Below are 23549 nucleotides of genomic sequence, written 5' to 3'. Positions count from 1 at the left end.
CACAAATATCCGCACATCGCGGTGCCCGGCCCGGCCATCGGATTTCTGCAGGAGGTAGTGCGCTGGTGGGATCACTGTCTGAAGGGCCCTCGATACCGGCCTGATGAACGAGCCGATGTTGCGTGTCTGGATGCAGGACAGCGTGCCGTAGACAACAAGCTACGATCACCGCCCGGGCCGCTGGGTCGGGGAATCCAGTCGGCCGTCGCCCGAGATCATCACGCGCCGGTTCGTTTTCGGCGAACACGGCACCATGACGGAAGCAGATACGGCGGATATCGCGCCGCTGACGATCCAGTCGCCGCTCACACTGGTCATCTGCGCTGGAAAATGGTGCTCCTATGCCGCCGGACCGGACCTCGCCCATGGCCAGCGCCAGGAAGACGGCGGTGCGCTCGTTTTCGAAACCGGGCCACTCGTCGCCCCGCTCGAAATGCTGGGCGGGCCGGAGGTCGAGCTGGAACTTGCGAGCGACAGGCCCGTCGCGATGGTGGCCGTACGGCTTTCCAATATCGCACCCGACGACAAGACGACGCGGATCACCTACGACCTGCTCAATCTGACCCATCGTACCTCTGACGAGATGCCGGAAGCCCTGACGCCCGGCGAATTCTATCGCGTCGGCGTCAGGCTGAACGATGCGGCTCAATCATTTCCGACCGACCATCGCATCCGCGTCTCGCTGTCGACCTCCTACTGGCCGCTGGCCTGGCCCTCGCCCTCCCCGGTCCGGCTGACGGTTCGCGCCGGAGTGAATTTCCTGACATTGCCCGAACGCACACCGCGCGCCGACGATGCGTATCTGCGGGCCTTCGAGGCGCCCGAAGGAGCCGCGCCCGCACCCCGGCGCCATGTCGAACCCGGGCACCACAACTGACTGATCCACCGCGATTTCGCCACAGATATCTCAACCCTTGAGGTGATCAACGACAACGGCAAGGTCCGGCTCGTCGACATCGACCTGACCATCGAGGACCGCGCCTTCGAATAGTATTCGTCGCGGGTCGACGATTTTCTGTCGGTGAAGGGCGAAACGCGGCTGATCCGGGGCCTTGAGCGCGGCGACTGGTCGGTGCGCACTGCCGCTCACACCGTGCTGACATTGAGCGAAACGGAATTCCACATCAACGCCGATCTCGATGCCTTCGAGAACGGCAACCGCGTCTATTCGGGCGACTGGAACGTATCCATCCCGCGCGATCTAGTTTGATGGGATAAGCAGACAGATTTCGGAAAGTCCGGTCGGGGATAGGCACGCTCAACACCAGACTGTCATCCCCGCGCAGGCGGGGATCCAGTACCCACAGAGAGCGGAAATCGCCCGAATACCAGAGTAGAGGTCTCTGGAATGCTGGCTCCCCACCTTCGCAGAGATGACAACCGTGCCCGTGTCGGTTCGAGCGGGCACACGGCGACGTCACCGCGAAAGAGGGGCAAACGCCCCTCCCCGTGAACCTCAATAACCCCGTCAGCAGCCCGCCACGCAGGCGCCGCCGGCGTCGAATTCCATCATCTTGCCCGACAACGGAACATGCGCGGGCACGTTGACCGCCTTCAGGAAGGCCTCGGTCCGGGTGTCCTTGACGACTTCGCCGTTCTGGGTCGCCGCCTCGTTGGCGTGGGAGGGGATGACGGAGGTCGGTTGTACCGGCTCGTTCACCACCCAGGCCGCCTCTTTCGGGCCGGTGGTGAAGGTGTCGCCGATATTGATGACGCCAGCTTGGCGTCATAGAAGCCGTGCACCCCCGTTTCCTGCTCCGCGGTCATGCCGGTATCGCCCGAAAGATAGGTCACCAGACCGTTGGAAAAGCGCAGCACGTAGCCCGTCGGGGGCCCGGCATAGCCGGAAATGCCCGCCACCTTCATGGATTCGCCGAGTTCTTCGCCGATAAGATCGCCTGAGACGCCGTTGGAATGCACCGCCGGGACGGTGGAGATCTCCACCCCACCGACTTTCACGCTCGCACCGAAGCGGGTCAACACGGAATTTGCAGAATCGCCGCCCAGCGCCTCCAGCTTGGCGGCGAAGAAGGCGGGCATCTCCGATCCGGTGACGATCTTCGCGCCCTTGGCGATCGCGATCTGCACCACATTGGTGTTCGTGGTCGCATCGACGGAAAGATCGGGCTTGGCGCAGGTGCCCGCATCCACTTCCTTCGTGCGGCGCGAGCCGACATGGTCGCCGTGAAGATGAGAGACAAGCATCACGTCGATCTCACCGAGCCGTGGGTCCTCCGGTCCGGCGACCGTCATGCCCGCATCGTAGAGAATGCGGGTCCCGTCGGAATCTTCGAAGAGAAACGCGCGGCCGAGCCGACAGAACTCACCGGTCTTGCCGCCGAGCGGCGTCACCTTGACGGTCTGCGCTTCCGCGAGACTTCCGCCCAGCAGTAAAAACGCTGCGCTCAGGCTAAGGATCGTGCGTTTCATTCCCACCCCCGAATGTTCCGAGCGCCCTGACAGGGACGCATCAAAAAGAAGGGTCGCAAGGCACTGTGCAGATAAAAAGGCGGACCGGACGTTGTTTGCAGAACATCCCCACCCTTGTGAACAGGCCTGCCGAACGTCTGTCGGAACCAGACCTTCAAGAAACGTGTCGAAATTTCTGATCTTCCGTCGTCTTCATCGGCTCGCAAAATGATCCGCTCACGTCGACGGACGGCCAATATCAAGTAGCAGGCAACGGGGCGATCAACGCGCCTGATCGAGAACCCGCTTACATTCCAGAAGCTCGAACAGCGTCGCCTGCAAGCGACGGACGTCGTCTTTGGCGAGCATCTTTTTTTCCCCCTCCTCGGCGCCGCGCGGCTCGCCCCGCAACCGGTCGATCAGCCGGAAGGAGGCGCGTTGCGGCTCGCCGCCGGTCTCTTCGGCCAGCACGTCGCGCGGCAGAGGTTCATCGTTGGGGGCAAGGGCCGGGGCCGTCGGCAGGGCCGGGCCGATAGCCTGTGCTCCCGAGCGCATAGCAACGGCAGCGTCGGCGCCCGCAGGCTCGGCTGTTGCCCGTTCCGGCACGAGCACCGCGGTGCGCGTCGGGGCCGGCTGAGGCTTCACGGCGGGCTCGCTCTGGGCAGGTGCGGGCTCGTCGTCCTCATGCATCGAGCCGCTGGGCGCGCCGCTTTCGATACCACGGCCCACATTTATCACCCAATGGACGCCGTTCTCCTTCAAGAGACGCTGCACGCCCTTGATGGTGTAGCCTTCGCCGTAGAGAAGCTTGCGGATCCCGGCCAGCAGGTCCACGTCGTCGGGCCGGTAATACCGCCGCCCTCCACCGCGCTTGAGCGGCTTGATCTGGGCGAATCTGGTTTCCCAGAAGCGCAGCACGTGCTGAGGCAGGTCGAGTTCCGCTGCGACTTCACTGATCGTTCGAAAAGCGCCCGGACTCTTATCCACTGGCTTCAATCACGCCCGATTGCGGGACGCTTCCTGCCGGGGTCGCAAAATCGCCCCGGGGATACATCCCGTGTCATTCCATTCGCGAGGTTTGCCTGCGCCGTCAGCGGACGAGTGCCCCGCTTGCGAGTTCCGCGACCGTGCCGCGTAACATCTCTCAGCTACCGGGTTCCGTCTTGCGGGCCGTGGGAACAAGCCTCATGCGGAAAAGGCTGTGAACCCTCTCTGCGTGAGGCGCGCACGAAAGATGCCGGACGATCAATCGCCGACGAGAGCCTCGTTGATCTTCTGCTTCAGCACGTTCGACGGCCGGAAGACCATCACGCGCCGCGGCGAGATCGGCACCTCTTCACCCGTCTTCGGGTTACGGCCGATACGCTCGCCCTTGGAGCGAACGAGAAACGATCCGAAAGAGGACAGCTTCACCGCCTCACCGGACACAAGACAGTCGGAGATCTCCGACAGAACCTGCTCCACCAGATCGGCGGATTCAGTCCGCGACAAGCCGACCTTCTGGTAGACGGCTTCGCAAAGGTCTGCACGGGTCACGGTTTTGCCGCTCATGGCCCCTCTTTCGGGCAAAAACGCCCATAGGGCTGAGTTATCTACGAAACTTCCTTGAAGCGACACGGTATGCGTTCCGCGAGTGGGGGTCAACTGCCGACACGCATCCTCGCCTCAATCCATTGTCGCATCGACATGCCCGTGGCGATTGCACAACACAATGCCCACACGTCGTCTGCGCCTCGCCGCCTCTCTTGGCCGAGAGGCAGCCGGAAATCAGATCGGAAACAAAAGAATCAGAATGCGGTGCGCTACCAGCGCAGCAGCACCGCGCCCCAAGTGAAGCCGCCGCCCATCGCCTCGAGCATGACGAGATCGTCCTTCTTGATGCGTCCGTCCTTGAGCGCGACGTCGAGCGCCAGCGGAATGGAGGCGGCCGAGGTATTGCCTGCCGGTCGACGGTGATCAAGCATTTCTCGGGCGCAATGCCGAGCTTCTTGGCTAAGGCGTCGATGATCTGCCGGTTGGCCTGGTGCGGCACGAACCAGTCGAGATCCTCCGGCGTCGTGCCGGTTTCCTCGAACGCATCGCGGATCACGTCGATGACCATGCCCACCGCGTGCTTGAAGACCTCGCGGCCCTCCATGCGCAGGTGGCCGGTCGTCTGGGTGGAGGACGGTCCGCCGTCGACGTAGAGCTTTTCCTTGTGGCATCCGTCGGAGCGCAGATGGCAGGAGAGCACGCCGCGATCGCTCTTTACGTCACCGGGCATCTCCTGCGCCTCGAGCACCACCGCGCCTGCGCCGTCGCCGAACAGCACGCAGGTGGAGCGATCCGTCCAGTCGATAATGCGCGAGAAGGTCTCCGCGCCGATGACCAGGGCCCGCTTGGCAAGCCCGGTGCGCAGATAGGCATCCGCCGTCGTCATCGCGAAGATGAAGCCCGAGCACACCGCCTGCACGTCGAAGGCGGCGCCCGTCGTGATGCCGAGCCCCTCCTGCACGGTCACGGCCGAGGCGGGGAAGGTATTGTCCAGCGTGGAAGTCGCCATGACGATCAGATCGATTGTGTCGGCTTCAACGCCCGCATTGGCAAGGGCCGCGCGGGCCGCGTTCAGCGCCAGGGCAGAGGTCACTTCCCCTTCCGCGGCCACGTGACGTTCGCAAATACCGGTCCGCTGGACGATCCATTCGTCCGAAGTTTCCACGATCTTGGACAGATCGTCATTGGTCAGAGCTTTTTCAGGGAGATAGCTGCCGCAGCCAAGTAAGACGGAACGCATCAAGCTCACTGATTACCTGCCTTCTGACTTTCCACCTTTTCGTTGTCGATCCGATCCTGGAACCCGCTGCGGTGATAGAACACCAGATCCTGCGAGATTTTCTCCAGAAGCTCGTTGCGTACCATGCCGTAGGCGAGTTCCACGGCGCTGGCGAAGCCTTCCGCGTCGGTTCCGCCATGGCTCTTTATGACGACCCCGTTGAGGCCGAGGAACACGCCGCCATTGACCTTGGAGGGGTCCATCTTCTCGCGAAGCTGGTGGAAGGCTCTCTTGGCAAGCAAGTATCCGAGCTTGGCCACCCAGCTCCGGCTCATGGCGGAGCGCAGATATTGGCTGATCTGCTTGGCAGTGCCTTCGGCCGCCTTCAGGGCGATATTGCCGGAGAAGCCTTCGGTAACGACCACGTCCACCGTGCCCTTGCCCAGGTCGTCGCCTTCGACGAAGCCCGCATAGGAGAGCGAGGAGAGATCGGCCTCGCGCAGCAACCGCCCGGCGGTGCGCACCTCTTCCAATCCCTTGACCTCCTCAACCCCGATATTGAGCAGACCCACGCTCGGCTTCTTGATGCCGAACAGTGCGCGCGCCATCGCGCCGCCCAGAATGGCATAATCGATGAGCTGCTGGGCATCCGCGCCGATCGTCGCACCCATGTCGAGAACGATGGATTCGCCCTTCAGCGTCGGCCAGATCGCGGCGATCGCCGGGCGCTCTATATTGGCCATCGTGCGCAGGCAGAAGCGCGACATCGCCATCAGTGCACCGGTATTACCGGCGGACACGGCCACATCCGCATCCCCCGTCTTGACCGCCTCGATGGCCCGCCACATGGAGGAATAATAGCGCCCGTTCCTGAGCGCCTGGCTCGGCTTGTCGTCCATCTTCACCGAAACGGTGCAGTGATGAACCTCGGAGACCGCCTTCAACTTCGGATGATGCGCGAGAATTTCATTGATCTTCGCTTCGTCGCCATAAAGCGCGTAGCGGATGTCAGGACGACGCTCGAGCGCGATTTCCGCACCGGGCAACACCACTTCCGGCCCGTGATCGCCGCCCATCGCGTCCAGGGAAATACGAATTTGACTTGCCATAAAGCCTAATGCCGGATCTCGAATGAAGGAAATGAACCGAGCCGAGCGCACCGCGCGCGGCGCGCACAAAAGGCCGTCGGAACATAGCGATTTCACCGCTAGTGACAACAGCTTTGTCGGAAGATCAAACAGGGAGGAAACCGCGTAGCGCGCCGTTTGCGCTCATGCGAGTCGTTCCCGCGTTTGCAGGCCGCGACTGTTCCATGCCAGACGCCTGCGCTCAAGCGTCAAGTCCCCGAAGCCTTTTTGCGTTCGTTCCCTTCCCCCTAGTTCCCGTCCTCTTTCTTGGCTTCCATCATAGCCTTCAAACCGGCAAACGGGATCTCTCGGTCTTCTTCCACCGTTTCCTCGACCTCTCCGCCCTCAAAGGCAACACCCGACGCTCGCGGATAGGGATCGAGCCCCAAGGCGAAATACTCAGCCGCCAGCGCCCCCACCTCAATGGCATTGCCTTTAAACAGATCCGGCGGATCCTCGGCCTCCGGATCAACGATGATCTCACCGTCTTCATCCAGCATCTCGCGCCATTTGTCCGCCTCGCGGGCAGGTGCGAATTTCACGTCGACCTCCTCGTCTACCGTTTGCTTGACCGGTTCCAGGCTCACCACGCAAGCCTGCACGACCTCCGCGCTCACCCGGCCCTTCACCGAAAAGCCGGTCTTTCGCCACGGCTTGATGGTGAAATGCGCTTCCATGCGCAGCACCTCGAGCAGATCGCAGACCTCGCAAAGCCGTGCGCGTTCCGCCTCGTCCGCCGTGCGATCAAAGTCGACGCCGGCGGGAGGAACGGCATCTATCGGCTGGCGCCAGCCGAGTGCGTGCGCCGCGGCACCTTCCACTTCCAAGCGATCGCGATCCGCCATCGTGCGCCTTTCCTTCATTCTTCGTTCTTGTCCTACGGCCGTGTCCGGCCAGGTGAAGCAGCCCGCCACGATATCCGCAGCGCCCTGCCCCGCCAGATCCGCTACCGTCGCCCGCACATAGTCCGCCAGGGCCGCCATCTCCGCATCGGGGACAGCACGCCCGGCATGGACGTTACGCGCGCGCGTTGACGAGAGCGCGATCGTCATCGGCCTCAAGCGCGTTCATGTAGGCGCTTGCCTCGCCGTAGAAAAGCTCCGCCATGCGCTTGATCTTGTGAGGAACGGAGGTATAGCTTGCCCCCATTTCGCGAAACAGGATGTCGAAAACCGCCTGCGCGCGGGCTTTTGCCGCCTCGCCTTCGGCCTTGAGTCGCGCAAAAAGAAGGATCGCGTGCAGGGCGATCATGTCGAAGCGGCCATCGATCGTGTCGGGCACCGCGAGATGCTCGTAGAAGTGAGGCTGCCGCGCCTGTGCCACGATCGCTGCATATAGATCGTTGCTCGCTTGGTCCTCGCGCCGCCGGAGAAAGGAAAAAACCGTGGCAAAAATCGCTTCTTGTCGTGGAACGGACCGGATGGCGCGTTCTTGCGCTGGGCGCTCACACCCTGCAACCTTGCCAAGTGGCCTAACGCAGGTTAGGGACTTTGCCAAGTTCTGTTGAAACGCCAGCGGATCATCAAGGAAGGTATCTTCTCCATGCGCTTGAACGTCGCCGGTAATGGCCGCGGGATTTTCCCGGCAGTGAGAAACATCGCGCTTGTTGCGGCCCTGTCGCTGGCGCTCGGCGGCTGCTTCACCAAGACGCTGAACCGCGGCGCCGTGATCTCTCCCGATTCCCTGCAGCAGGTGCAGGTCGGAGCCAGCCGCGAGGAAATCCAGCTCGTGCTCGGCACGCCATCGACCACCTCCGTCGTCGACAACGAGACGTATTACTACATCTCCCAGAAGGAACAGCAAACCGCCTTCCTCCCCCCCGACGTGGTCGAGCAGTGCGTCGTCGCCGTTTACTTCGACAAGGACGGCCGCGTCGCCAAGATCACCGATTACGGCCTGAAGGACGGCAAGGTCTTCGACTTCATCTCCCGCAAGACCCGCACCGGCGGCTCCGACTACGGCTTCATCAGCCAGATCATCCGCGGCGCCACCAAGCCGAGCCTGGGGCTCTAAGAGAGCAACGCTCGGAAAGGACAGGACCGCGCACCTTGCGTGCTCTTGTCGTGCTGGATTCCGGGGCTGGCCATGCAGCTTCTCTGCCGACCGCCCGGAATGACGAACAAGGGGTGAGTTGCAGGCACACGTGAACGACGTGCACTCCTCCCCTGCGGCTCTTATTCGCTCTTCCGATATCAGCGTGTGGTTACGTCTCCCCTCTTGCTCCTCATTCCGGACAAGTGAGGCGCAAGCCGGACGCTGATCCGGAATCTGGATATCAGGGCGGCGAAGCCGCGCCATTTCCCTTACTTCTCTCCCCCCGTCTCACTCCCCAAAAAGAAAGCCCCCCGCGAGTTTCCTCACGAGGGGCCGTCCTTCGTTCCTGATCGTGATTAGTGGTGCGCCATCACAGCCAGGAGCAGCAGCGCTACGATGTTGGTGATCTTGATCATCGGGTTTACCGCGGGACCGGCCGTATCTTTGTAGGGATCGCCGACCGTATCACCCGTGACGGAGGCCTTGTGGGCTTCCGATCCCTTGACGTGGGTCTGGCCGTCCTTGTCAGTGAACCCGTCCTCGAACGACTTCTTGGCGTTGTCCCAGGCACCACCGCCCGCCGTCATGGAGATGGCGACGAAGAGGCCCGTGACGATCACGCCCAGAAGCATGGCGCCGAGGGATGCGAACGCGTTTGCGGGCGTCGACACCATGCAGACCACGAAGAACACCACTAGCGGCGAGAGCACCGGCAGCAGCGAGGGTACGATCATTTCCTTGATCGCGGCCCGGGTCAGCATGTCGACGGCGCGGCCGTAATCCGGCTTTTCCGTCCTCTGCATGATGCCTGGCTTCTCGCGGAACTGGCGCCGGACCTCTTCCACGATCGCACCGGCCGTACGCCCCACAGCCGTCATCGAAATGCCGCCAAAGAGATAGGGAAGAAGACCGCCGAACAGCAGACCGGCCACCACATAGGGGCTGGAGAGCGAGAACAGCGAGGAGACGTCGATGCCTTCGAAGATAGAGCCCGGCTGCGCCGTTTCGGCAAAGTGCGCCAGATCCGAGGTGTAGGCCGCAAATAGCACCAGCGCGCCGAGACCGGCGGAGCCGATGGCGTAGCCCTTGGTCACGGCCTTGGTGGTGTTGCCGACGGCGTCCAGCGCATCGGTGGTGGTGCGAACCTCATCCGGCAGTTCCGCCATTTCAGCAATGCCGCCGGCATTGTCGGTAACGGGGCCGAAGGCGTCGAGAGCGACGACCATGCCCGCCAGAGCCAGCATGGTGGTGACCGCGATGGCGATGCCGAAGAGGTCAGCCAGCTCGAAGGTGACGATGATGCCCGCGATGATGATGATCGCCGGCAGCGCGGTCGCCTCAAGCGAAATGGCAAGCCCCTGGATGACGTTGGTGCCGTGACCGGCCACGGAGGCCTGGGCGATGGAGCGGACCGGACGATAATCCGTGCCGGTGTAGTATTCCGTCACCCAGATGATCAGCCCGGTGATGACCAGGCCGCTCAGGCCGCAGGCAAAGACGTCGAAACCGGAGAAGGTCTTCGTTCCGGCCGTGAACTCCGTCCCGAACCCGAGCCAGAAGGCGACGATCAGCCCCAGAGCGACCGCGGAGAGAACCGCCGTTGCCAGGAAGCCCTTGTAGAGCGCACCCATGATGGAGTTGGAGGCGCCGAGCTTGACGAAGAAGGTGCCCGCGATCGACGTGATCACGCAGGTCCCACCGATGACCAGCGGCAACATCATCATGTGACCGGCAACTTCGCCGGAGAAGAAGATGGAGGCCAGCACCATGGTGGCGACGACGGTCACCGCGTAGGTCTCGAACAGGTCGGCGGCCATACCGGCGCAGTCGCCAACATTGTCGCCCACGTTGTCGGCGATGGTGGCGGGGTTGCGAGGATCATCCTCCGGGATCCCCGCTTCCACCTTGCCCACGAGATCGCCGCCGACATCCGCACCCTTGGTGAAGATGCCGCCGCCGAGACGGGCGAAGATGGAGATGAGCGAAGCGCCGAAGCCGAGAGCGACCAGGGCGTCGATCACTTCGCGATCGGTGCCGGAAAGCCCCATTGGTCCGGTCAGAACCCAGAAGTAGACGGCAACGCCGAGAAGCGCGAGACCGGCGACGAGGAAGCCGGTGATGGCGCCCGATTTGAAGGCGATTTCAAGCCCGGCTCCCAGCGAGCGGGAGGCGGCCTGCGCGGTGCGCACATTGGCGCGGACCGACACCAGCATGCCGATGAAGCCGACCGAACCGGACAGAACGGCGCCAATCAGGAAGCCGATGGCTGCGGTGATGGAGAGAAGCCACCAGGCGAGGAAGAAGACGACGACGCCGACGATGGCGATGGTCGTGTACTGCCGCGTCAGGTATGCTTGCGCGCCTTCCTGGATCGCTCCGGCGATCTCCTGCATTTTCTGATTGCCGGCACCCGCCGCCATGACGGACTGGACAGCCCAGACGCCATAGACGATCGAAAGAAGACCGCACAAGATTACGACATAGAGCACGATTGGGCCCTCCCCTTAAATTCTTAAGGATACGCCCGGATCACCTTGCGGCCCTTCCGGACACTTTCAACGCACGCGCAAGCAGGCTCGACCGGTCCGCTTTTTCCGCGCAAGCAAACCGTATCGAGATTTATGACGAGGTCAAGCGTAGGTTGCACGCTTGAGCGAAAATAGGGGGTGTCAGAACGACGCGCGCCACTCCCGAATGACCAGCCATCCGAGCAAAACCAAGCAAAACGCCACAACCGGAAAGAGCATCATGTTGACGGCGCCCCAGCCGTAATCGTTGAGGACGTTGCCCAACGAAAAGGAAGCTGCGGCGACAAAACCGAAAACCAGAAAGTCGTTTGTCACCTGTACCTTGGCGCGGTCTTCCGGTCGATAGGTATCCGGTGACTATTGAGGTCGCGCCGATAAAGCCGAAATTCCAGCCGAGCCCGAGCAGCCCAGCGCCACCCAGAAATGCTCCACGTTGACGCCCGCCAGCGCAACGAAGCCGCAGCCCACCAGCAACAACAGCCCGAACGCCACGATCCGCGCCTGACCGAAGCGTGCGATCAGCGCTCCGGTGAAGAAGCTCGGCACATACATGGCCAGCACGTGCCACTGGATCGCCAGGGCGACGTCGGTCTGGGTGAGACCGCAGCCGATCATCGCCAGAAACGTCGCGGTCATGACGAAGCTCATCAGCGCGTAGGAGCCGATGCCACAGGCCGCCGCCACGATGAAGAGCTCCTGCGAGATGATCTGAAGCAGCGGCCGCCCCTTCGTCGCCCGTTCCGCCGCCGTGGGCTTCGGGATGCGCACTAAGATCAGCAGACAGACCGCGATCAGGTTGAGCACCGCGATCGCCGCGAACGAGCCTGCGAACATGATCGGCTCGAACAGATCCTTGGTCGCGATCACCGTCTGCTGGCCGATGATGCCCGCCAGCACGCCGCACGTCATCACCCAGGAAATCGCCTTGTGGCGGAAGGTGTCGCTTGCCGTATCGGCCGCGGCAAAACGATAGCTCTGCACGAACGCCCCGGCGGACCCGGAACATATGGTGCCAAGGAGCAGAACGAGGAAGCTTTCCTGGATAATGCCGAAACAGGTGATCAGCCCGCTGAGCCCGCTCAGCATCGCCGCGCTCAGATAGGAGGTGCGCCGCCCCAGATGCCGCATGATGTAGCCGGCCGGCAGCATGCCGCAGGCCGTGCGGAGCCGAGCAGCTCGTATCCGGCCCAGTCCGCCCAGCGCGAAGACGATCGACGCCGTCACGCCCCCCACCGATTGCGCCACGGCGAGAAGAAGCGCGTTGCGACGTGCAAGACGGTCACCGGCTGCGGAGTCGATCTGGGCTTGGACGGTCATGGCGGAATCCGGGTCATAGGCGGGCCCTTCCGATACGTTCATTGGCACGTCCGTGGAACACATTTTATATCCCGAATAAATCCAGATCGAGTGAAGCGGCATTGAAATTGACGTTGGATCACTTCCTCAACGACATGGATCAAATTGCGAGCGGGATGTCGCAAGTTTTTGATACGGGGGATTTGTGGGCTTCGGTGGAGAGGCCCGATCGGCATGCCCGGCATTCGCGATGACGTCGCTCTGAAAAGCAGGCCACCGAGCACGTTTTGTTCCTGATTATCATCCCCGCGCAGGCGGGGATCCAGCATTCCAGAGACGAGAACAATTGTGCGTTAAAGCCAGATCCGGTGGGTACTGGTTCCCCGCCTGCGCGGGGATGACAACCGTGCTTGCGTCACCTTGAATGGACACACGCAACAGTCGCACCGAATGATTCTAGAAATGCGAGTACCCGGCCGCAGCCCCGAAATCGTAGGCCGCCCCGCCGCGCCGATAGTGCCCACCCTCACCCGCGCGGACCTCTCCGATGCAGGCCAATTCCAGCCCCACAGCCGCGACGGCGCGCTCGAAGGCCGCCGCCTTGTCCGGCGCCACAGCGCACAGAAGTTCGTAATCGTCACCGCCCGTCATTGCGGTGACGAAAGCGGCCTCGTTCGACACGGCCCGTCGCGCCGGATCCGACAGAGGCACGGCGTCGAGATCCACGTCGGCTCCCACGTGCGAACCGGCCAGCATCTTGGCAAGATCGGCGACCAGTCCATCGGAAATATCCATGCATGCACGCGCATGAAGGCGTACGGCTTCCGCCGCCACGCTCCGCGGCTCGGGCACCAGGTAGTGCTGCAACAGTTGGGAGATCTCGTTTTCGCCGAGCCCCCAGTCTCGCGCCTTCGTTCCATCGAGCCTCAGGGCCAGACCGAGCGCGGCATTGCCGATCGTACCGGTGACATAGAGACGATCGCCGGGCTCAGCCGTGGAGCGCCGCACGGCGGTTCCACGGGGAACTCTGCCGATGGCGGTGACCGAAAAAACCGGGCCCTGGCGCACCATGATCGTGTCCCCGCCGTAAAGCGGGAAGCCGTAAGTGTCCTGATCGACCTTCAGTCCGGCGCAAAAGTCGGCGACCCAGGCCTCGTTCCAGTCGGGCGCCAGCGCCAGCCCCAGCAGATAGCCGCACGGGATCGCGCCTTTGGCCGCAAGATCGGAGAGATTGACCCTCAGCGCCTTCTGCGCGATGGAGCGGGCCGGGTCCACGGCGAAGAAATGGACGTCGGCGGCCAGCGCGTCCTTGGTCAGCACCAGGTCGGTGCCGGGGGCGGGCGTCAGCACGGCGGCGTCGTCACTGAGACCAACGCTGCCCGAATCGGTGGCCAGCGGCGCCAGATAGCGCTCGATCAACTCGAATTCGTGCGCCCGTTTCTCCCCCATCGCCGTGTGCTACTCGGTCGGCTTTTCGTTGAACTCGCCGGGGCGGATTTCGCGGCCGATGCGATCGAGCACGCCGTTAACGACCTTCGGTTCGTCCTCGGAGAAGAACGCCTTGGCGACCTCCACATACTCGGAAATGATCACCCGGGCGGGCACTTCCTTGCCCCGCATCAGCTCGTAGACGCCGACGCGCAGCACCGCGCGCAGGATGGAATCGATCCGCTTCAGCGGCCAGTCCTGCTGCAACGCCGTGTGGATGCGCGGATCGATCTCGCGCTGCTTGGCGACCATGCCCTGCAACAGATCGCGGAACCAGTCCTCATCAGCTTCGCGATACTGCTCGCCGTCGATCTCCTTGCCGAGCCGATACATCTGGAATTCCAGAATGGTATCGGCCAGCGTCTGCCCGGATATCTCCATCTGATAGAGCGCCTGCACGGCCGCCAGCCGTGCCAGCCCGCGCTTGTTCGCGGGCCACGTTTCGCGTGTGCCGGTCTTACCTGCCATTTTTGCCGGCTCAGGACGAGAATCGGCGTTCCGCTCCGCCATCATTTTCAGGCTCCGAATTTGTCGCGCACGGCAATCATCGCCAGCGCCGCCTCGGCGGCGAAACCGCCCTTGTTATTTTCCGATATCTTGGCACGTGCCCAGGCCTGATCGGAATTCTCCACCGTCAGAATGCCGTTGCCCAGCGCCAGGCCCTGATCGACGACCATGTCCATCACTGCACGGGCGGATTCGCCGGCGACGATGTCGTAATGCGAGGTCTCGCCGCGAATGACGCAGCCCAGCAGCACGAAGCCGTCATAGTCGGTGCCGCCATCGTCGGCCGCAATCAGCGCCATGGAAAGTGCCGCCGGGATTTCCAGCACACCGGGCACGGAAACGCGATCATAGATCGCCCCGCCCTCATCCAGCGCCGCCAGCGCCCCGCGGACGAGTTCGTCCGAAATATCGTCATAAAAACGCGCATCGATGATGAGCAGGTGCGGAGCGGCCATGGCTTTGTGCTTTCGTTATCTTTGTTGGGTGGCAACAGGAACCACTTATGGGGTGGTTTGTCCAGACCTCAGATGGGGCGGCAGGGATGCGAGGTGAATGGGGGGCAAAGCGGATGAGCTTGCTTTGCTGGAATTAAAGGCCCGCCTCCCCCGGTTGTCATCCCCGCGTAGGTGGAGATCCAGCACTCCAGAGACACAACCGATTGTGCCCGAAAGCCAGATCCTGTGGTGACTGTATCCCCGCCTGCGCGGGGATATACAGGCACGTACCGAGAGCACTTGGAAAACCCGCTCAGCCTTCAGTCGAACTCGCGAAGCCGCACAACGTAGCGGGCCATCATGTCGACTTCCAGGTTGATCGCAGAGCCCGTCTGGCGGTCGCCCCAGGTGGTCACGGCCAAGGTGTGGGGGATGAGGAAGACGGAAAATTCGTCGCCCTCCACTTCGTTCACCGTCAGCGACGTGCCGTCAAGCGCGACAGAACCCTTCTTGGCGATGAAGCGCGCCAGATCGTGCGGCGCACGGAACCGGAAATAGACGCTGTCAGGGTGATCGCGCCGTTCCACGACTTCGGCCAGACCGTCCACGTGGCCCAGCACCAGATGGCCGCCGAGTTCATCGCCCATGGCGAGCGAGCGTTCCAGATTGAGCCGGGTGCCCGCCTTCCAGCTTCCCGCCGCCGTCACCTTCAGCGTTTCCGCCCCCGATTCCACCTCGAACCAGGTCTCTCCGGCCTCCGTGCCCTTGGCGGTGACCGTGTGGCACACGCCGGAACAGGCGATGGAGGCGCCGATATCGATCCCGTCGGCCTCATAACGGCACGCGATCCGCGTGCGCTGACCGGCGGGGATCTCGGTGACCGAAACAGCCCGTCCGATATCGGTGACGATGCCGGTGAACACGACGCTATCCTTCGCGACGATAATGAACGACCAGGTCTCGCCCGAGCCGACGCGTGCTGATGCGGGTAAAGGCCGGACCCCGGGTCAGGGTTTCCAGCGGCAGGGATCCAAGAGGCGGAATGCCGCCCTTCCCGATCGGATCTGCCCCGGTGGACAAAACGACCTCGTCGACCAGCCCGCTGCGCACGAAACTCTCGGCCGTGGCCGCGCCGCCTTCCACCATAAGCCGGGTTACCCCCCAATGGGCAAGGGCATGCAGGCCGGCTGCGACATCAATCCGCCCATCCGTATCGGCAGGAACGGTGATTACCTCCACGCCCGCCTTGATTAGCGCCGTGGTGCGCTCGATCGGCGCGGCGGCCGTGGTCAATGCCTTTATCGGCACCTGATCGGCGGTCTTCACAAGTTGCGAGTCGACCGGAAGCCTGGCGGTGGAATCGAACACGTAGCGAACCGGAGACCGGTCCTCCAGACCATCGAGGCGCACGTCCAGCATCGGATCGTCTTCCAGCACCGTGCCAATGCCGACCAGAATGGCGTCGGCCTCCGCGCGCATGATGTGGACGAAACGCTGCACCTGCGGCCCGGTGATGTAGACCTGCCCGTGTCCATCGCGGCCGATGAAGCCGTCGTTGGACACGGCGAGCTTCAGCGCAACCTGCGGCCGACCTTCCGCAAACCGGCGGAAATGGCCGATGCTGGCCGCCCGGCATTCCGCCCCGAGCACGCCGCGCACGACCTCCACGCCCGCCTCGCGCAGCATCGCCGCGCCCTTGTCGGCAACCCGGGGATTGGCGTCGGAGGTTCCGATGACGACACGCGCGACCCCTGCCTGAGACAGCGCCAGGGCGCAAGGCCCGGTGCGCCCCCAGTGGGCGCAGGGTTCCAGCGTCACATAGGCGGTCGCACCACGGGCCTTTTCGCCGGCCTGCGTTAGTGCCACCACTTCCGCATGGGGCCGTCCGGAAGGCGCGGTCGCGCCCCGCCCCACCACGACGGGAACGCCGTCATGATCGGCGACGATCACCGCCCCGATCGACGGGTTCGGCCAGGTGATGCCGCGCGTGCGGCGGCCCATGGCAAGCGCCATGCGCATGAAACGTTCATCGTAGGGAAGGACCCGGCCGCAATCGGGCGCCACGTCATAATCCGTCACCGCCTCGCTCACTCTTTGTCAGGCTCACTTCTTGTCGGGGTCCGGCCTGTCGGATTTCGGCCTGTCGGATTTCGGCCTGTCGGATTTCGGCCTGTCGGATTTCGGCCTGTCGGATTTCGGCCTCTCGATCGGCAAGCCGTCGGTGTTCAGCTCGCCCAGAAGCGCCTCGAAATCCCTGGCCTCACGGAAGTTCTTGTAGACGGAGGCGAAGCGCACATAGGCGACATCGTCCAGCTCGCGCAGATCCTCCATCACCAGGGTGCCGATCTGCTCGGCCGGAATGTCGCTTTCGCCGGAGGATTCAAGCTGGCGCACGACGCCGGAGATCATCCGCTCGATGCGGTCCGGCTCCACCGGCCGCTTGCGCACGGCGATCTGAACGGAGCGCGCGAGCTTTTCCCGGTCGAACGGCGCACGACGGCCGTTGCGCTTGATGACGCTGAGCTCGCGCAACTGCACGCGCTCGAACGTCGTGAAGCGCCCGACGCATGTTGCACACACGCGGCGGCGGCGGATGGCGGTGTTGTCCTCGGTCGGACGACTGTCCTTGACCTGCGTTTCGTCTCCACCGCAATAGGGACACCGCATTCGCGCTTCCTAGCTCTCTAGCTCTGATAGATCGGGAAACGATCGGTCAGCGCGATGACGCGCTCTTTCACGCGCGCCTCCACTTTCGCGTTGCCGTCTTCGGAATTGGACGCACGCAGACCGTCCATGACTTCCGCGATCATCTGACCGATCTCGCGGAATTCCGCCTGGCCGAAACCGCGCGTCGTGCCCGCGGGCGTGCCGAGGCGAATGCCGGAGGTCACGAACGGCTTTTCCGGGTCGAAGGGAATGCCGTTCTTGTTGGTGGTGATGTTCGCCCGCCCCAGTGCAGCTTCAGCCTTCTTGCCGGTGGCGTTCTTGGGGCGCAGGTCGACCAGAATGCAATGGTTGTCCGTGCCGCCCGACACAATGTCGAGCCCATTTTCCTGAAGGCTTGCCGCCAGCGCCTTGGCGTTGGCCACCACATTGGCCGCATAGGCCTTGAATTCCGGCTGCAGTGCTTCCTTCAGCGCCACGGCCTTGGCCGCGATGACGTGCATCAGCGGGCCGCCCTGGAGACCCGGGAAGACGGCGGAATTGATCTTCTTGGCAATCGCCTCGTCATTGGTGAGGATCATGCCGCCGCGCGGGCCGCGAAGCGACTTGTGGGTCGTCGTGGTGACCACGTGGGCGTGCGGCACCGGCGAGGGATGCACGCCGCCTGCGACCAGCCCTGCGATATGGGCCATGTCCACCATCAAGTAGGCGCCCACCTCGTCGGCGATCTCGCGGAAGCGCTTCCAGTCCCAGATGCGCGAATAAGCGGTGCCGCCGGCCAGAATCAGCTTCGGCTTGTGCTCGCGCGCCTTTTCCGTGACCACGTCCATGTCGATCAGGTGATCGCCCTCGCGCACGCCGTAGGAGATGACGTTGAACCACTTGCCCGACATGTTGACGGGCGAACCGTGGGTCAGGTGCCCACCGGAATTCAGGTTCAGCCCCATGAAGGTGTCGCCCGGCTGCAGCAGCGCCAGGAAAACGGCCTGATTCATCTGGCTGCCGGAGTTGGGCTGAACGTTGGCGAACTCACACTCGAACAGCTTCTTGGCGCGCTCGATGGCAAGCATTTCCACGATATCGACGTACTGGCAGCCGCCGTAATAGCGCTTACCGGGATAGCCTTCGGCATACTTGTTTGTCAGGATCGTACCCTGCACTTCCAGCACCGCCTTGCTGACGATGTTTTCCGAAGCGATCAGTTCGATCTCATGCTGTTGCCGGCCAAGCTCCTTGTCGATCGCATCCGCGATTTCCGGATCCGCCTCGGCAAGTGACTGGGTGAAGAAATCCAGCTGAACAGGCTCAGAAACGGAGCTTTTCGAAGTCGACATTAGGCGGGCCTTCCTGCAATTCGGACAAGGACGATAAGCGAACGGAACGCGGGCTTGCCGAGACGCGCGAACCGCGTTGCCGCCATAGCATACCAGATGTGGTGAACCAAGCCCGCTCGCTAACCATGATCCTGTGTAATGTGGACGGTGACAGCGCAGAAAGAAAGGGGTTGAGATCGAAAAACAGTTTCGATCCAACGCGATATGGTTAACACCCCCTGTTCCAGATGCCGCTTGAGCTTGCGCACGGCCAACCGGCCGAGTTCATCCTGCAACACATTGAGCGGACCGATCATGGGAACGTCCACGCCGGCGTCCTGCCGGTCGTCATGTCCAACCTCTTCTGTCGCTTCGCGCGGTTCCGGCGGCGGCAAACCACCCGGGACGCAGGCTCTGGTTTCGTATATGAAATTTACATATCAATTATTTTCGGGTCAGGATGTAGGAAATGAACTCTCTCCCATCCCCCCGTGAGAGCACCTGTCGCTGCGGCCGGGTGCGCATGCGGGTCACCTGCGCTCCCTGCGCGACATTCGTCTGCCATTGTCGCGGTTGCCAGCGCATGACCTCAAGCACCTTTTCGCTGACCGCGATGTTCCCTGACGAGGGTTTCGAAGTCATCGAAAGCGAGCCGGTCAAGGGCGGCGCGCACTCCGAGGGGATCGATCACTATCACTGCCCACACTGCAAGAGCTGGGTCTTCACCAGGGTCGCCAAGCTCCCCCACTTCGTCAACGTCCGGGCGACGATGTTCGACGAACCGGACTGGTGCGTCCCGTTCGTCAAGACCATGACCCGCGAGAAACTGCCCTGGGTCACGACACTGGCCGTCTACAGCTATGAGGGATTCCCGCCGCCGGGGGAATTCATAAAACTCCTACAGGAATACGCCGCGACGCATTGAGACGGCGGACTGGGGAAGGAAGGGTAAGGAGACGGAGCGGTTTCACCGCAGCTTGTTGCGCCAGATCCGGAATCCAGCGCAACAGTCGGCGTGCAAGCGCCTCCGTTTTCTCCCCTCCCCCAAACGCAAAAAGGGCGCCCTCTTGCGAAGGCGCCCTTTCGATTCTTTCCGCGTTCGTGCGCCTATTGCAGCACGATCTGCGGACCCTCGATCTCGGAACCGTTGAGACCGTCGCGGTTGTAGATATCCTCACGGAAGTTGACCACGCCGTTCGACGTCGCCCAGGCGGTCACGTAGGCGAGGTAAAGCGGCACCTCGGTATCCAGCCGCACGTCCTCGCGCTCGCAGGAGGCGATGGTGACGTCCACCTGCTGACAGTCCCAACCCGGCGTCGTGGTTTCAAGCAGCCACGCCACCAGATCGCGCACGTTCTGGGCGCGCACGCAGACCGAGGAATCGAACCGGTTGCCGGAGATCAGATCGGGAGACAGATCGCCCGACGCGACCAGACGATGGCGCAGCGCCACCACGGCGCGATCCCACGACCCGAGTTTGAGGTTGCGCCCCGGCGCGCTGACTTCCGCCCAGCCGCCATTGGCCACGATCTTCCGATACTGTGAGATCGCCTGCTCGATATAGGTCACGGTCGCCGGCGACAGCGTGGGCTGATCGGAGCGAATCTGCTCCAGATTCTTCATCGTGTCGTCGAGCTTGGATTCCCACTGCTCATGCTGCTGATAGTTCCGCAGCGCCTGCAACGGGGATTCCGCCTGAGCGGGCGTCGCCAGCGGAGCCGCCGGTAAAAGCGCAGCGACAACCGCGAAGCGGCCTGCCGTCGATCGGATCTCGCCGGCGACGATGTGTCGGTTCACGGAGCTTGTCTCCCGGATGCGAATGGCGCAGAACCCTCAAAAGTCCTGCGCGCCGTGACGGATTTCTGGTTGCGGTAGAACCTGCGCCCATGCGAGGCAACTCAAGCAGGCATTCGAACGCGCAATCGTTATCGAACGGCCACACTCATCGCGGCAACCGTTTCCCACGGCCCGCGTCGGTCATGTTTGCCCTTAGCGACACAACCGTAAAGTCCGGAAAAGCTCGATCCCGACGATTCATTCACCGGTATCCGAACCTCGCATTCCGGGCCGTATTCTGCCTGCGCCGCTGCTTTTCATGTCATCATGGCAAGTTCGTGTCGCAAACGGAAGCCGACAAGGTTGCCAAGGACAAACGAAAACACCGCCCGCTCACCGCGGACGGCGTTTCGGAATGTTCCAGTGCGAGCCGGATTACAAACGATAGAGGCTCTGATCCGTCCAGAACCGCTCCAGCCGACGCAGCGACTGGTTGAACTGCTGGAAGTCTTCCGGCGCAATCTCACCGACCGCCTCGACCGAACGCATGTGACGCTCGTAGAGATCGTTGACGATACCGGCCACTTCCAGACCCTTCTCGGTGAGGCTGACGCGGACCGAACGACGGTCGACGCGCGAACGCTCGTGATTGATGAAACCGGTGTCGACCAGCTTTTTCAGGCTGTAGGAAACATTCGACCCCAGATAGTAGCCGCGGGTGCGAAGCTCTCCAGCCGTCAGCACGTTGTCGCCGATGTTGAACAGCAAAAGCGCCTGCACGGAGTTCACATCCGACCGTCCCATCCGATCGAATTCATCCTTGGTGACGTCAAGCAACCGCCGATGCAACCGCCCGACTAGAGTAAGCGCTTCCAGGTAAAGCGGCTTGATTTCGGTATTACCTTCATCCTGCGCCAGGATCTCGACGGCCCTTTTTGCCGTGATCATCTGGTTACGACCCTTATGTCCTGTTTGTGTGCGGTTTTATTCCGCTTGTTGAGGACATTATTCGGGATATTATAAAATCTTCTTAAAAAGCAGCATGAATCTTCTCTTAAAGATACTTTAAGATACTTTGGAAATTTTAGAAAATTCCGACTATGCAATTTGCCCGTGGCGCTTTACGGAGCAAGGGTTTTCGGGTATTTCGCCCCTTACGGCAGCCGTTTACCTATTGCCCCGTTTTCAACACCGAAGATCAAGGCCACGAATTTTTTTCTAAAATCGGACAAGCGATTGCAACGATCTCGGCGTCGGTGGAACGGGCGTCCGCGCCCCTCCAATCGCGCCCCCGCGATGCCGACCGCACTCCTATTCGTTGCGCCGTTCGCGTTCCGTCAGCACCGTGAGGACCAGATAGATGGCGATGGTAAGGATATAGTAGGTGATTTCGTAGGGCCTTGAGCCGAACGTGTCCTGAAACACCGTATGCATCGCCACCTGGGACAGCACCCTCAGAAACCACATGACCAGCCCCCAGGAGGCGGCGAGCCACAATCCGATGCCCGCGACCATGTCGAGAACGCCGAAATAGGCGGTCGCGACCTGCCATTCGACCGGCATGTCGACGAACATCTCGCCGCGCCACGGAAGGTATCCGACGATGCGCGCCCAATGGATGATGCCGCCGCCGATGAGCAGGATCGCCAGCAGGCGCAGATACCAGACCAGCATCGTGCGCCATGACAGGCGCGTCCTGGCCAGATGCTGCAAGAGGCTCAGCATGGAAAACACATCTCCGGTATGACCGAGCTCTCATGGCCCGGCAGAGGCCCCGGCGGCCAGATCCGATCCGGCCCGCCCCAAGGCTCCGTGTTCTTGTGACGGGACCTCAGCTAAGGACTAGATCACCCTCTTGCGGTTGCATGAAATGCCGCTCGATAGCAAGCGATTCCACATCCTCCAGCCGAGAGGGGGTCCAGTTCGGCGCATTGTCCTTGTCGACCAGAACGGCCCACACGCCTTCGTAAAAATCGTTTCCCTTCAGGATCTCGCTGAGAATGCGGAATTCCATGACCATGCAATCATCGAACTCGCGTGCCGCACCTTCCTGCACTTCCTTGAAGGCAACCTTGAGGCTCATCGGCGAGCGCGTGCGGATCTCAGCAGCCGTTGCGCGCGCCCATTCCTCGTCCACCCCGCTCACCGCATCGAGCGCAGCCAGAACGGCCTCCACGCTGTCGGCGGAAAAGCAGCTCTCGATCGCATCCGCGTGCGGCGCCAGCGCCGCCTCGCCCTCAGCGGGCGCTGCGAACCGCTCCACGACCGTCTTCACGTCTTCCTCGGCCAGCGTCTTCAGGATCTCGTCGAACTGCCCGGCATCGGCGCAATGGGTCAGCACGCCCGCCCACAAGGCATCGGCCTGTTTCAACCTACCACCGGTCAGCGCGCAATAAAGCCCCAGCGCTTTCGAGCGCAGCCGCGGCAGGGCGTAGCTCGCCCCCACATCAGGGAAGAAGCCGATGCCGACCTCCGGCATGGCAAACAGCGTCTTTGCCCCACCCAGTCGATAGTCGCCGTGGATGGTCAGCCCGACGCCGCCGCCCATCAGAATACCGTCAATCAGCGAGACGATGGGTTTGGGATAATGCTTGATGCGGGTATTCAGGCGGTATTCGTCGGCAAAGAAGGAGGTGACGGTTTCGTCCCCCGCCTTCCCCATTTCATAGACGGCGCGAATATCGCCGCCGGCGCAGAACGCCTTGGGGTGCAGCGAGCGGAAAACGATCTGGACGATGGCCGGATCGGCCTCCCAGGCGTCCATCTGCGTGCGAATGGCCTGGATCATGCCGTGGGTCAGCGCATTGAGCGCCTGAGGCCGGGAAAGCTTGATGACCCCGGAATGGCCGCGCACATCAAACAGAACTTCGAACTGGGCAAGAGGATCGATCACGGTCGCATTCCTTCCTGTTTCGTCTTTTGTCTTTCGGCGCTGCGGTCGGGATAAGGCGGGTCGGTTCGGCTGGCCCCTCAAGGGGACGTTATCGTGTTGTTATATCGGAAGGAACCCTTTCACGGTCATCCGATGCGTTCACGAGGATCATCCTCGGGTTGCCTCCGCACAACTGTCATCCCCGCGAAGGCGGGGAACCAGTAACCACAGTATCATGCCCATCGGATTACACAGCCAGCCCCACGGAGTACTAGATCCCCGCCTTCGCCGGGATGACAATCCGGAGCAAAACGTGCCAATGGCCGCTCCGCACAAGATCTCCCCGTCG

Annotated in this window: 26 protein-coding genes and 1 pseudogene; 4 read left to right on the top strand and 23 right to left on the bottom strand. The window is 62.4% G+C overall.

The features are described from left to right. Window positions 1–214 precede the first annotated feature (214 nt). Window positions 215–877 carry a CocE/NonD family hydrolase C-terminal non-catalytic domain-containing protein gene (locus QNJ43_RS17495; protein WP_346433031.1) on the top strand — a complete coding sequence of 221 codons (663 nt, stop codon included), beginning with the start codon at window positions 215–217 and terminating at the stop codon, window positions 875–877. 144 nt (window positions 878–1021) lie between these two features. After that, on the top strand, window positions 1022–1210 hold the full coding sequence (locus QNJ43_RS17490; RefSeq protein ID WP_300471848.1) for a hypothetical protein: 189 nt from the start codon (window positions 1022–1024) through the stop codon (window positions 1208–1210). A gap of 258 nt (window positions 1211–1468) precedes the next feature. Here the strand turns inward: QNJ43_RS17490 and QNJ43_RS17485 are convergent, their stop codons facing one another. The 8 genes and pseudogenes from QNJ43_RS17485 to QNJ43_RS17450 form a co-directional block, all read right to left on the bottom strand. Further along, a complete protein-coding gene (locus QNJ43_RS17485; protein WP_300471847.1) occupies window positions 1469–1660 on the bottom strand; it encodes a hypothetical protein in 192 nt (63 codons plus the stop codon). Continuing rightward, on the bottom strand, window positions 1657–2430 hold the full coding sequence (locus tag QNJ43_RS17480) for an MBL fold metallo-hydrolase (protein WP_300471846.1): 774 nt from the start codon (window positions 2428–2430) through the stop codon (window positions 1657–1659). Before QNJ43_RS17480 ends, QNJ43_RS17485 begins: the two co-directional genes overlap by 4 nt. A gap of 261 nt (window positions 2431–2691) precedes the next feature. Beyond that, on the bottom strand, window positions 2692–3396 hold the full coding sequence (locus QNJ43_RS17475) for a MerR family transcriptional regulator (RefSeq protein ID WP_346433028.1): 705 nt from the start codon (window positions 3394–3396) through the stop codon (window positions 2692–2694). 258 nt (window positions 3397–3654) lie between these two features. Then, window positions 3655–3960, bottom strand: a complete 306-nt coding sequence (locus tag QNJ43_RS17470; RefSeq protein WP_300471844.1) for an integration host factor subunit alpha — start codon at window positions 3958–3960, stop codon at window positions 3655–3657. A 251-nt stretch (window positions 3961–4211) separates the two neighbouring features. Further along, window positions 4212–5185, bottom strand: a pseudogene (locus QNJ43_RS17465) (beta-ketoacyl-ACP synthase III). A 2-nt stretch (window positions 5186–5187) separates the two neighbouring features. Next, the gene (gene plsX, locus QNJ43_RS17460; RefSeq protein ID WP_300471843.1) at window positions 5188–6270 is read right to left on the bottom strand and encodes a phosphate acyltransferase PlsX; all 1083 of its coding nucleotides are present in this window, start codon (window positions 6268–6270) and stop codon (window positions 5188–5190) included. A gap of 266 nt (window positions 6271–6536) precedes the next feature. Then, window positions 6537–7340, bottom strand: coding sequence for a YceD family protein (locus QNJ43_RS17455; RefSeq protein ID WP_300471842.1), 804 nt, complete (start codon window positions 7338–7340; stop codon window positions 6537–6539). Continuing rightward, window positions 7306–7611, bottom strand: a complete 306-nt coding sequence (locus tag QNJ43_RS17450) for a ubiquinol-cytochrome C chaperone family protein (RefSeq protein WP_300471841.1) — start codon at window positions 7609–7611, stop codon at window positions 7306–7308. Before QNJ43_RS17450 ends, QNJ43_RS17455 begins: the two co-directional genes overlap by 35 nt. A gap of 180 nt (window positions 7612–7791) precedes the next feature. Here QNJ43_RS17450 and QNJ43_RS17445 point away from each other — a divergent pair, with 180 nt between their 5' ends. Next, window positions 7792–8301 carry an outer membrane protein assembly factor BamE gene (locus QNJ43_RS17445; protein ID WP_300471840.1) on the top strand — a complete coding sequence of 170 codons (510 nt, stop codon included), beginning with the start codon at window positions 7792–7794 and terminating at the stop codon, window positions 8299–8301. Window positions 8302–8678: 377 nt separating this feature from the next. On the opposite strand, the gene QNJ43_RS17440 is transcribed toward QNJ43_RS17445, so the two are convergent. From QNJ43_RS17440 to QNJ43_RS17395, 11 genes are all read right to left on the bottom strand, one after another. Continuing rightward, on the bottom strand, window positions 8679–10814 hold the full coding sequence (locus tag QNJ43_RS17440; protein WP_300471907.1) for a sodium-translocating pyrophosphatase: 2136 nt from the start codon (window positions 10812–10814) through the stop codon (window positions 8679–8681). Between the two features lie 177 nt (window positions 10815–10991). Next, complete coding sequence (locus QNJ43_RS27350) at window positions 10992–11165, bottom strand: hypothetical protein (protein WP_346433027.1); 174 nt, start codon at window positions 11163–11165, stop codon at window positions 10992–10994. Window positions 11166–11207: 42 nt separating this feature from the next. Beyond that, a complete protein-coding gene (locus QNJ43_RS17435) occupies window positions 11208–12209 on the bottom strand; it encodes an MFS transporter (RefSeq protein ID WP_346433026.1) in 1002 nt (333 codons plus the stop codon). Between the two features lie 393 nt (window positions 12210–12602). Beyond that, window positions 12603–13595, bottom strand: a complete 993-nt coding sequence (thiL, locus tag QNJ43_RS17430) for a thiamine-phosphate kinase (RefSeq protein ID WP_300471839.1) — start codon at window positions 13593–13595, stop codon at window positions 12603–12605. A gap of 9 nt (window positions 13596–13604) precedes the next feature. After that, entirely contained in the window at window positions 13605–14102 is a 498-nt protein-coding gene (gene nusB / locus QNJ43_RS17425; protein WP_300471838.1) for a transcription antitermination factor NusB, read from the bottom strand. A 47-nt stretch (window positions 14103–14149) separates the two neighbouring features. Next, complete coding sequence (ribH, locus tag QNJ43_RS17420) at window positions 14150–14596, bottom strand: 6,7-dimethyl-8-ribityllumazine synthase (protein WP_300471837.1); 447 nt, start codon at window positions 14594–14596, stop codon at window positions 14150–14152. Window positions 14597–14895: 299 nt separating this feature from the next. Beyond that, window positions 14896–15498 (bottom strand): riboflavin synthase, encoded by a 603-nt coding sequence (locus QNJ43_RS17415; protein WP_300471836.1) that lies wholly within the window; start codon window positions 15496–15498, stop codon window positions 14896–14898. Between the two features lie 4 nt (window positions 15499–15502). Beyond that, window positions 15503–16666 carry a bifunctional diaminohydroxyphosphoribosylaminopyrimidine deaminase/5-amino-6-(5-phosphoribosylamino)uracil reductase RibD gene (gene ribD, locus QNJ43_RS17410; RefSeq protein ID WP_300471835.1) on the bottom strand — a complete coding sequence of 388 codons (1164 nt, stop codon included), beginning with the start codon at window positions 16664–16666 and terminating at the stop codon, window positions 15503–15505. A 12-nt stretch (window positions 16667–16678) separates the two neighbouring features. Beyond that, window positions 16679–17242 carry a transcriptional regulator NrdR gene (gene nrdR, locus QNJ43_RS17405; RefSeq protein ID WP_300471834.1) on the bottom strand — a complete coding sequence of 188 codons (564 nt, stop codon included), beginning with the start codon at window positions 17240–17242 and terminating at the stop codon, window positions 16679–16681. A gap of 17 nt (window positions 17243–17259) precedes the next feature. Beyond that, window positions 17260–18573, bottom strand: coding sequence for a serine hydroxymethyltransferase (gene glyA / locus QNJ43_RS17400; protein WP_300471833.1), 1314 nt, complete (start codon window positions 18571–18573; stop codon window positions 17260–17262). 119 nt (window positions 18574–18692) lie between these two features. Continuing rightward, on the bottom strand, window positions 18693–18947 hold the full coding sequence (locus QNJ43_RS17395) for a hypothetical protein (protein WP_300471832.1): 255 nt from the start codon (window positions 18945–18947) through the stop codon (window positions 18693–18695). A gap of 74 nt (window positions 18948–19021) precedes the next feature. On the opposite strand from QNJ43_RS17395, the gene QNJ43_RS17390 reads away from it, so the two are divergent. Continuing rightward, window positions 19022–19477: a GFA family protein gene (locus QNJ43_RS17390; RefSeq protein WP_346433025.1), complete on the top strand. Its 456-nt coding sequence runs from the start codon at window positions 19022–19024 to the stop codon at window positions 19475–19477. 182 nt (window positions 19478–19659) lie between these two features. Here the strand turns inward: QNJ43_RS17390 and QNJ43_RS17385 are convergent, their stop codons facing one another. From QNJ43_RS17385 to QNJ43_RS17370, 4 genes are all read right to left on the bottom strand, one after another. Further along, window positions 19660–20349, bottom strand: a complete 690-nt coding sequence (locus QNJ43_RS17385; RefSeq protein WP_300471830.1) for a hypothetical protein — start codon at window positions 20347–20349, stop codon at window positions 19660–19662. A gap of 414 nt (window positions 20350–20763) precedes the next feature. Then, the gene (locus tag QNJ43_RS17380) at window positions 20764–21276 is read right to left on the bottom strand and encodes a MarR family winged helix-turn-helix transcriptional regulator (protein ID WP_300471829.1); all 513 of its coding nucleotides are present in this window, start codon (window positions 21274–21276) and stop codon (window positions 20764–20766) included. 363 nt (window positions 21277–21639) lie between these two features. Continuing rightward, a complete protein-coding gene (locus tag QNJ43_RS17375) occupies window positions 21640–22053 on the bottom strand; it encodes a DUF6163 family protein (protein WP_300471828.1) in 414 nt (137 codons plus the stop codon). 106 nt (window positions 22054–22159) lie between these two features. Next, window positions 22160–23221: an enoyl-CoA hydratase/isomerase family protein gene (locus QNJ43_RS17370; RefSeq protein WP_300471827.1), complete on the bottom strand. Its 1062-nt coding sequence runs from the start codon at window positions 23219–23221 to the stop codon at window positions 22160–22162. Window positions 23222–23549: the final 328 nt, after the last annotated feature.

Source organism: Breoghania sp. (assembly GCF_030066895.1).
In the GTDB taxonomy this organism is placed as follows: domain Bacteria; phylum Pseudomonadota; class Alphaproteobacteria; order Rhizobiales; family Stappiaceae; genus Breoghania.
This window is presented reverse-complemented; position numbering and strand designations above follow the sequence as displayed.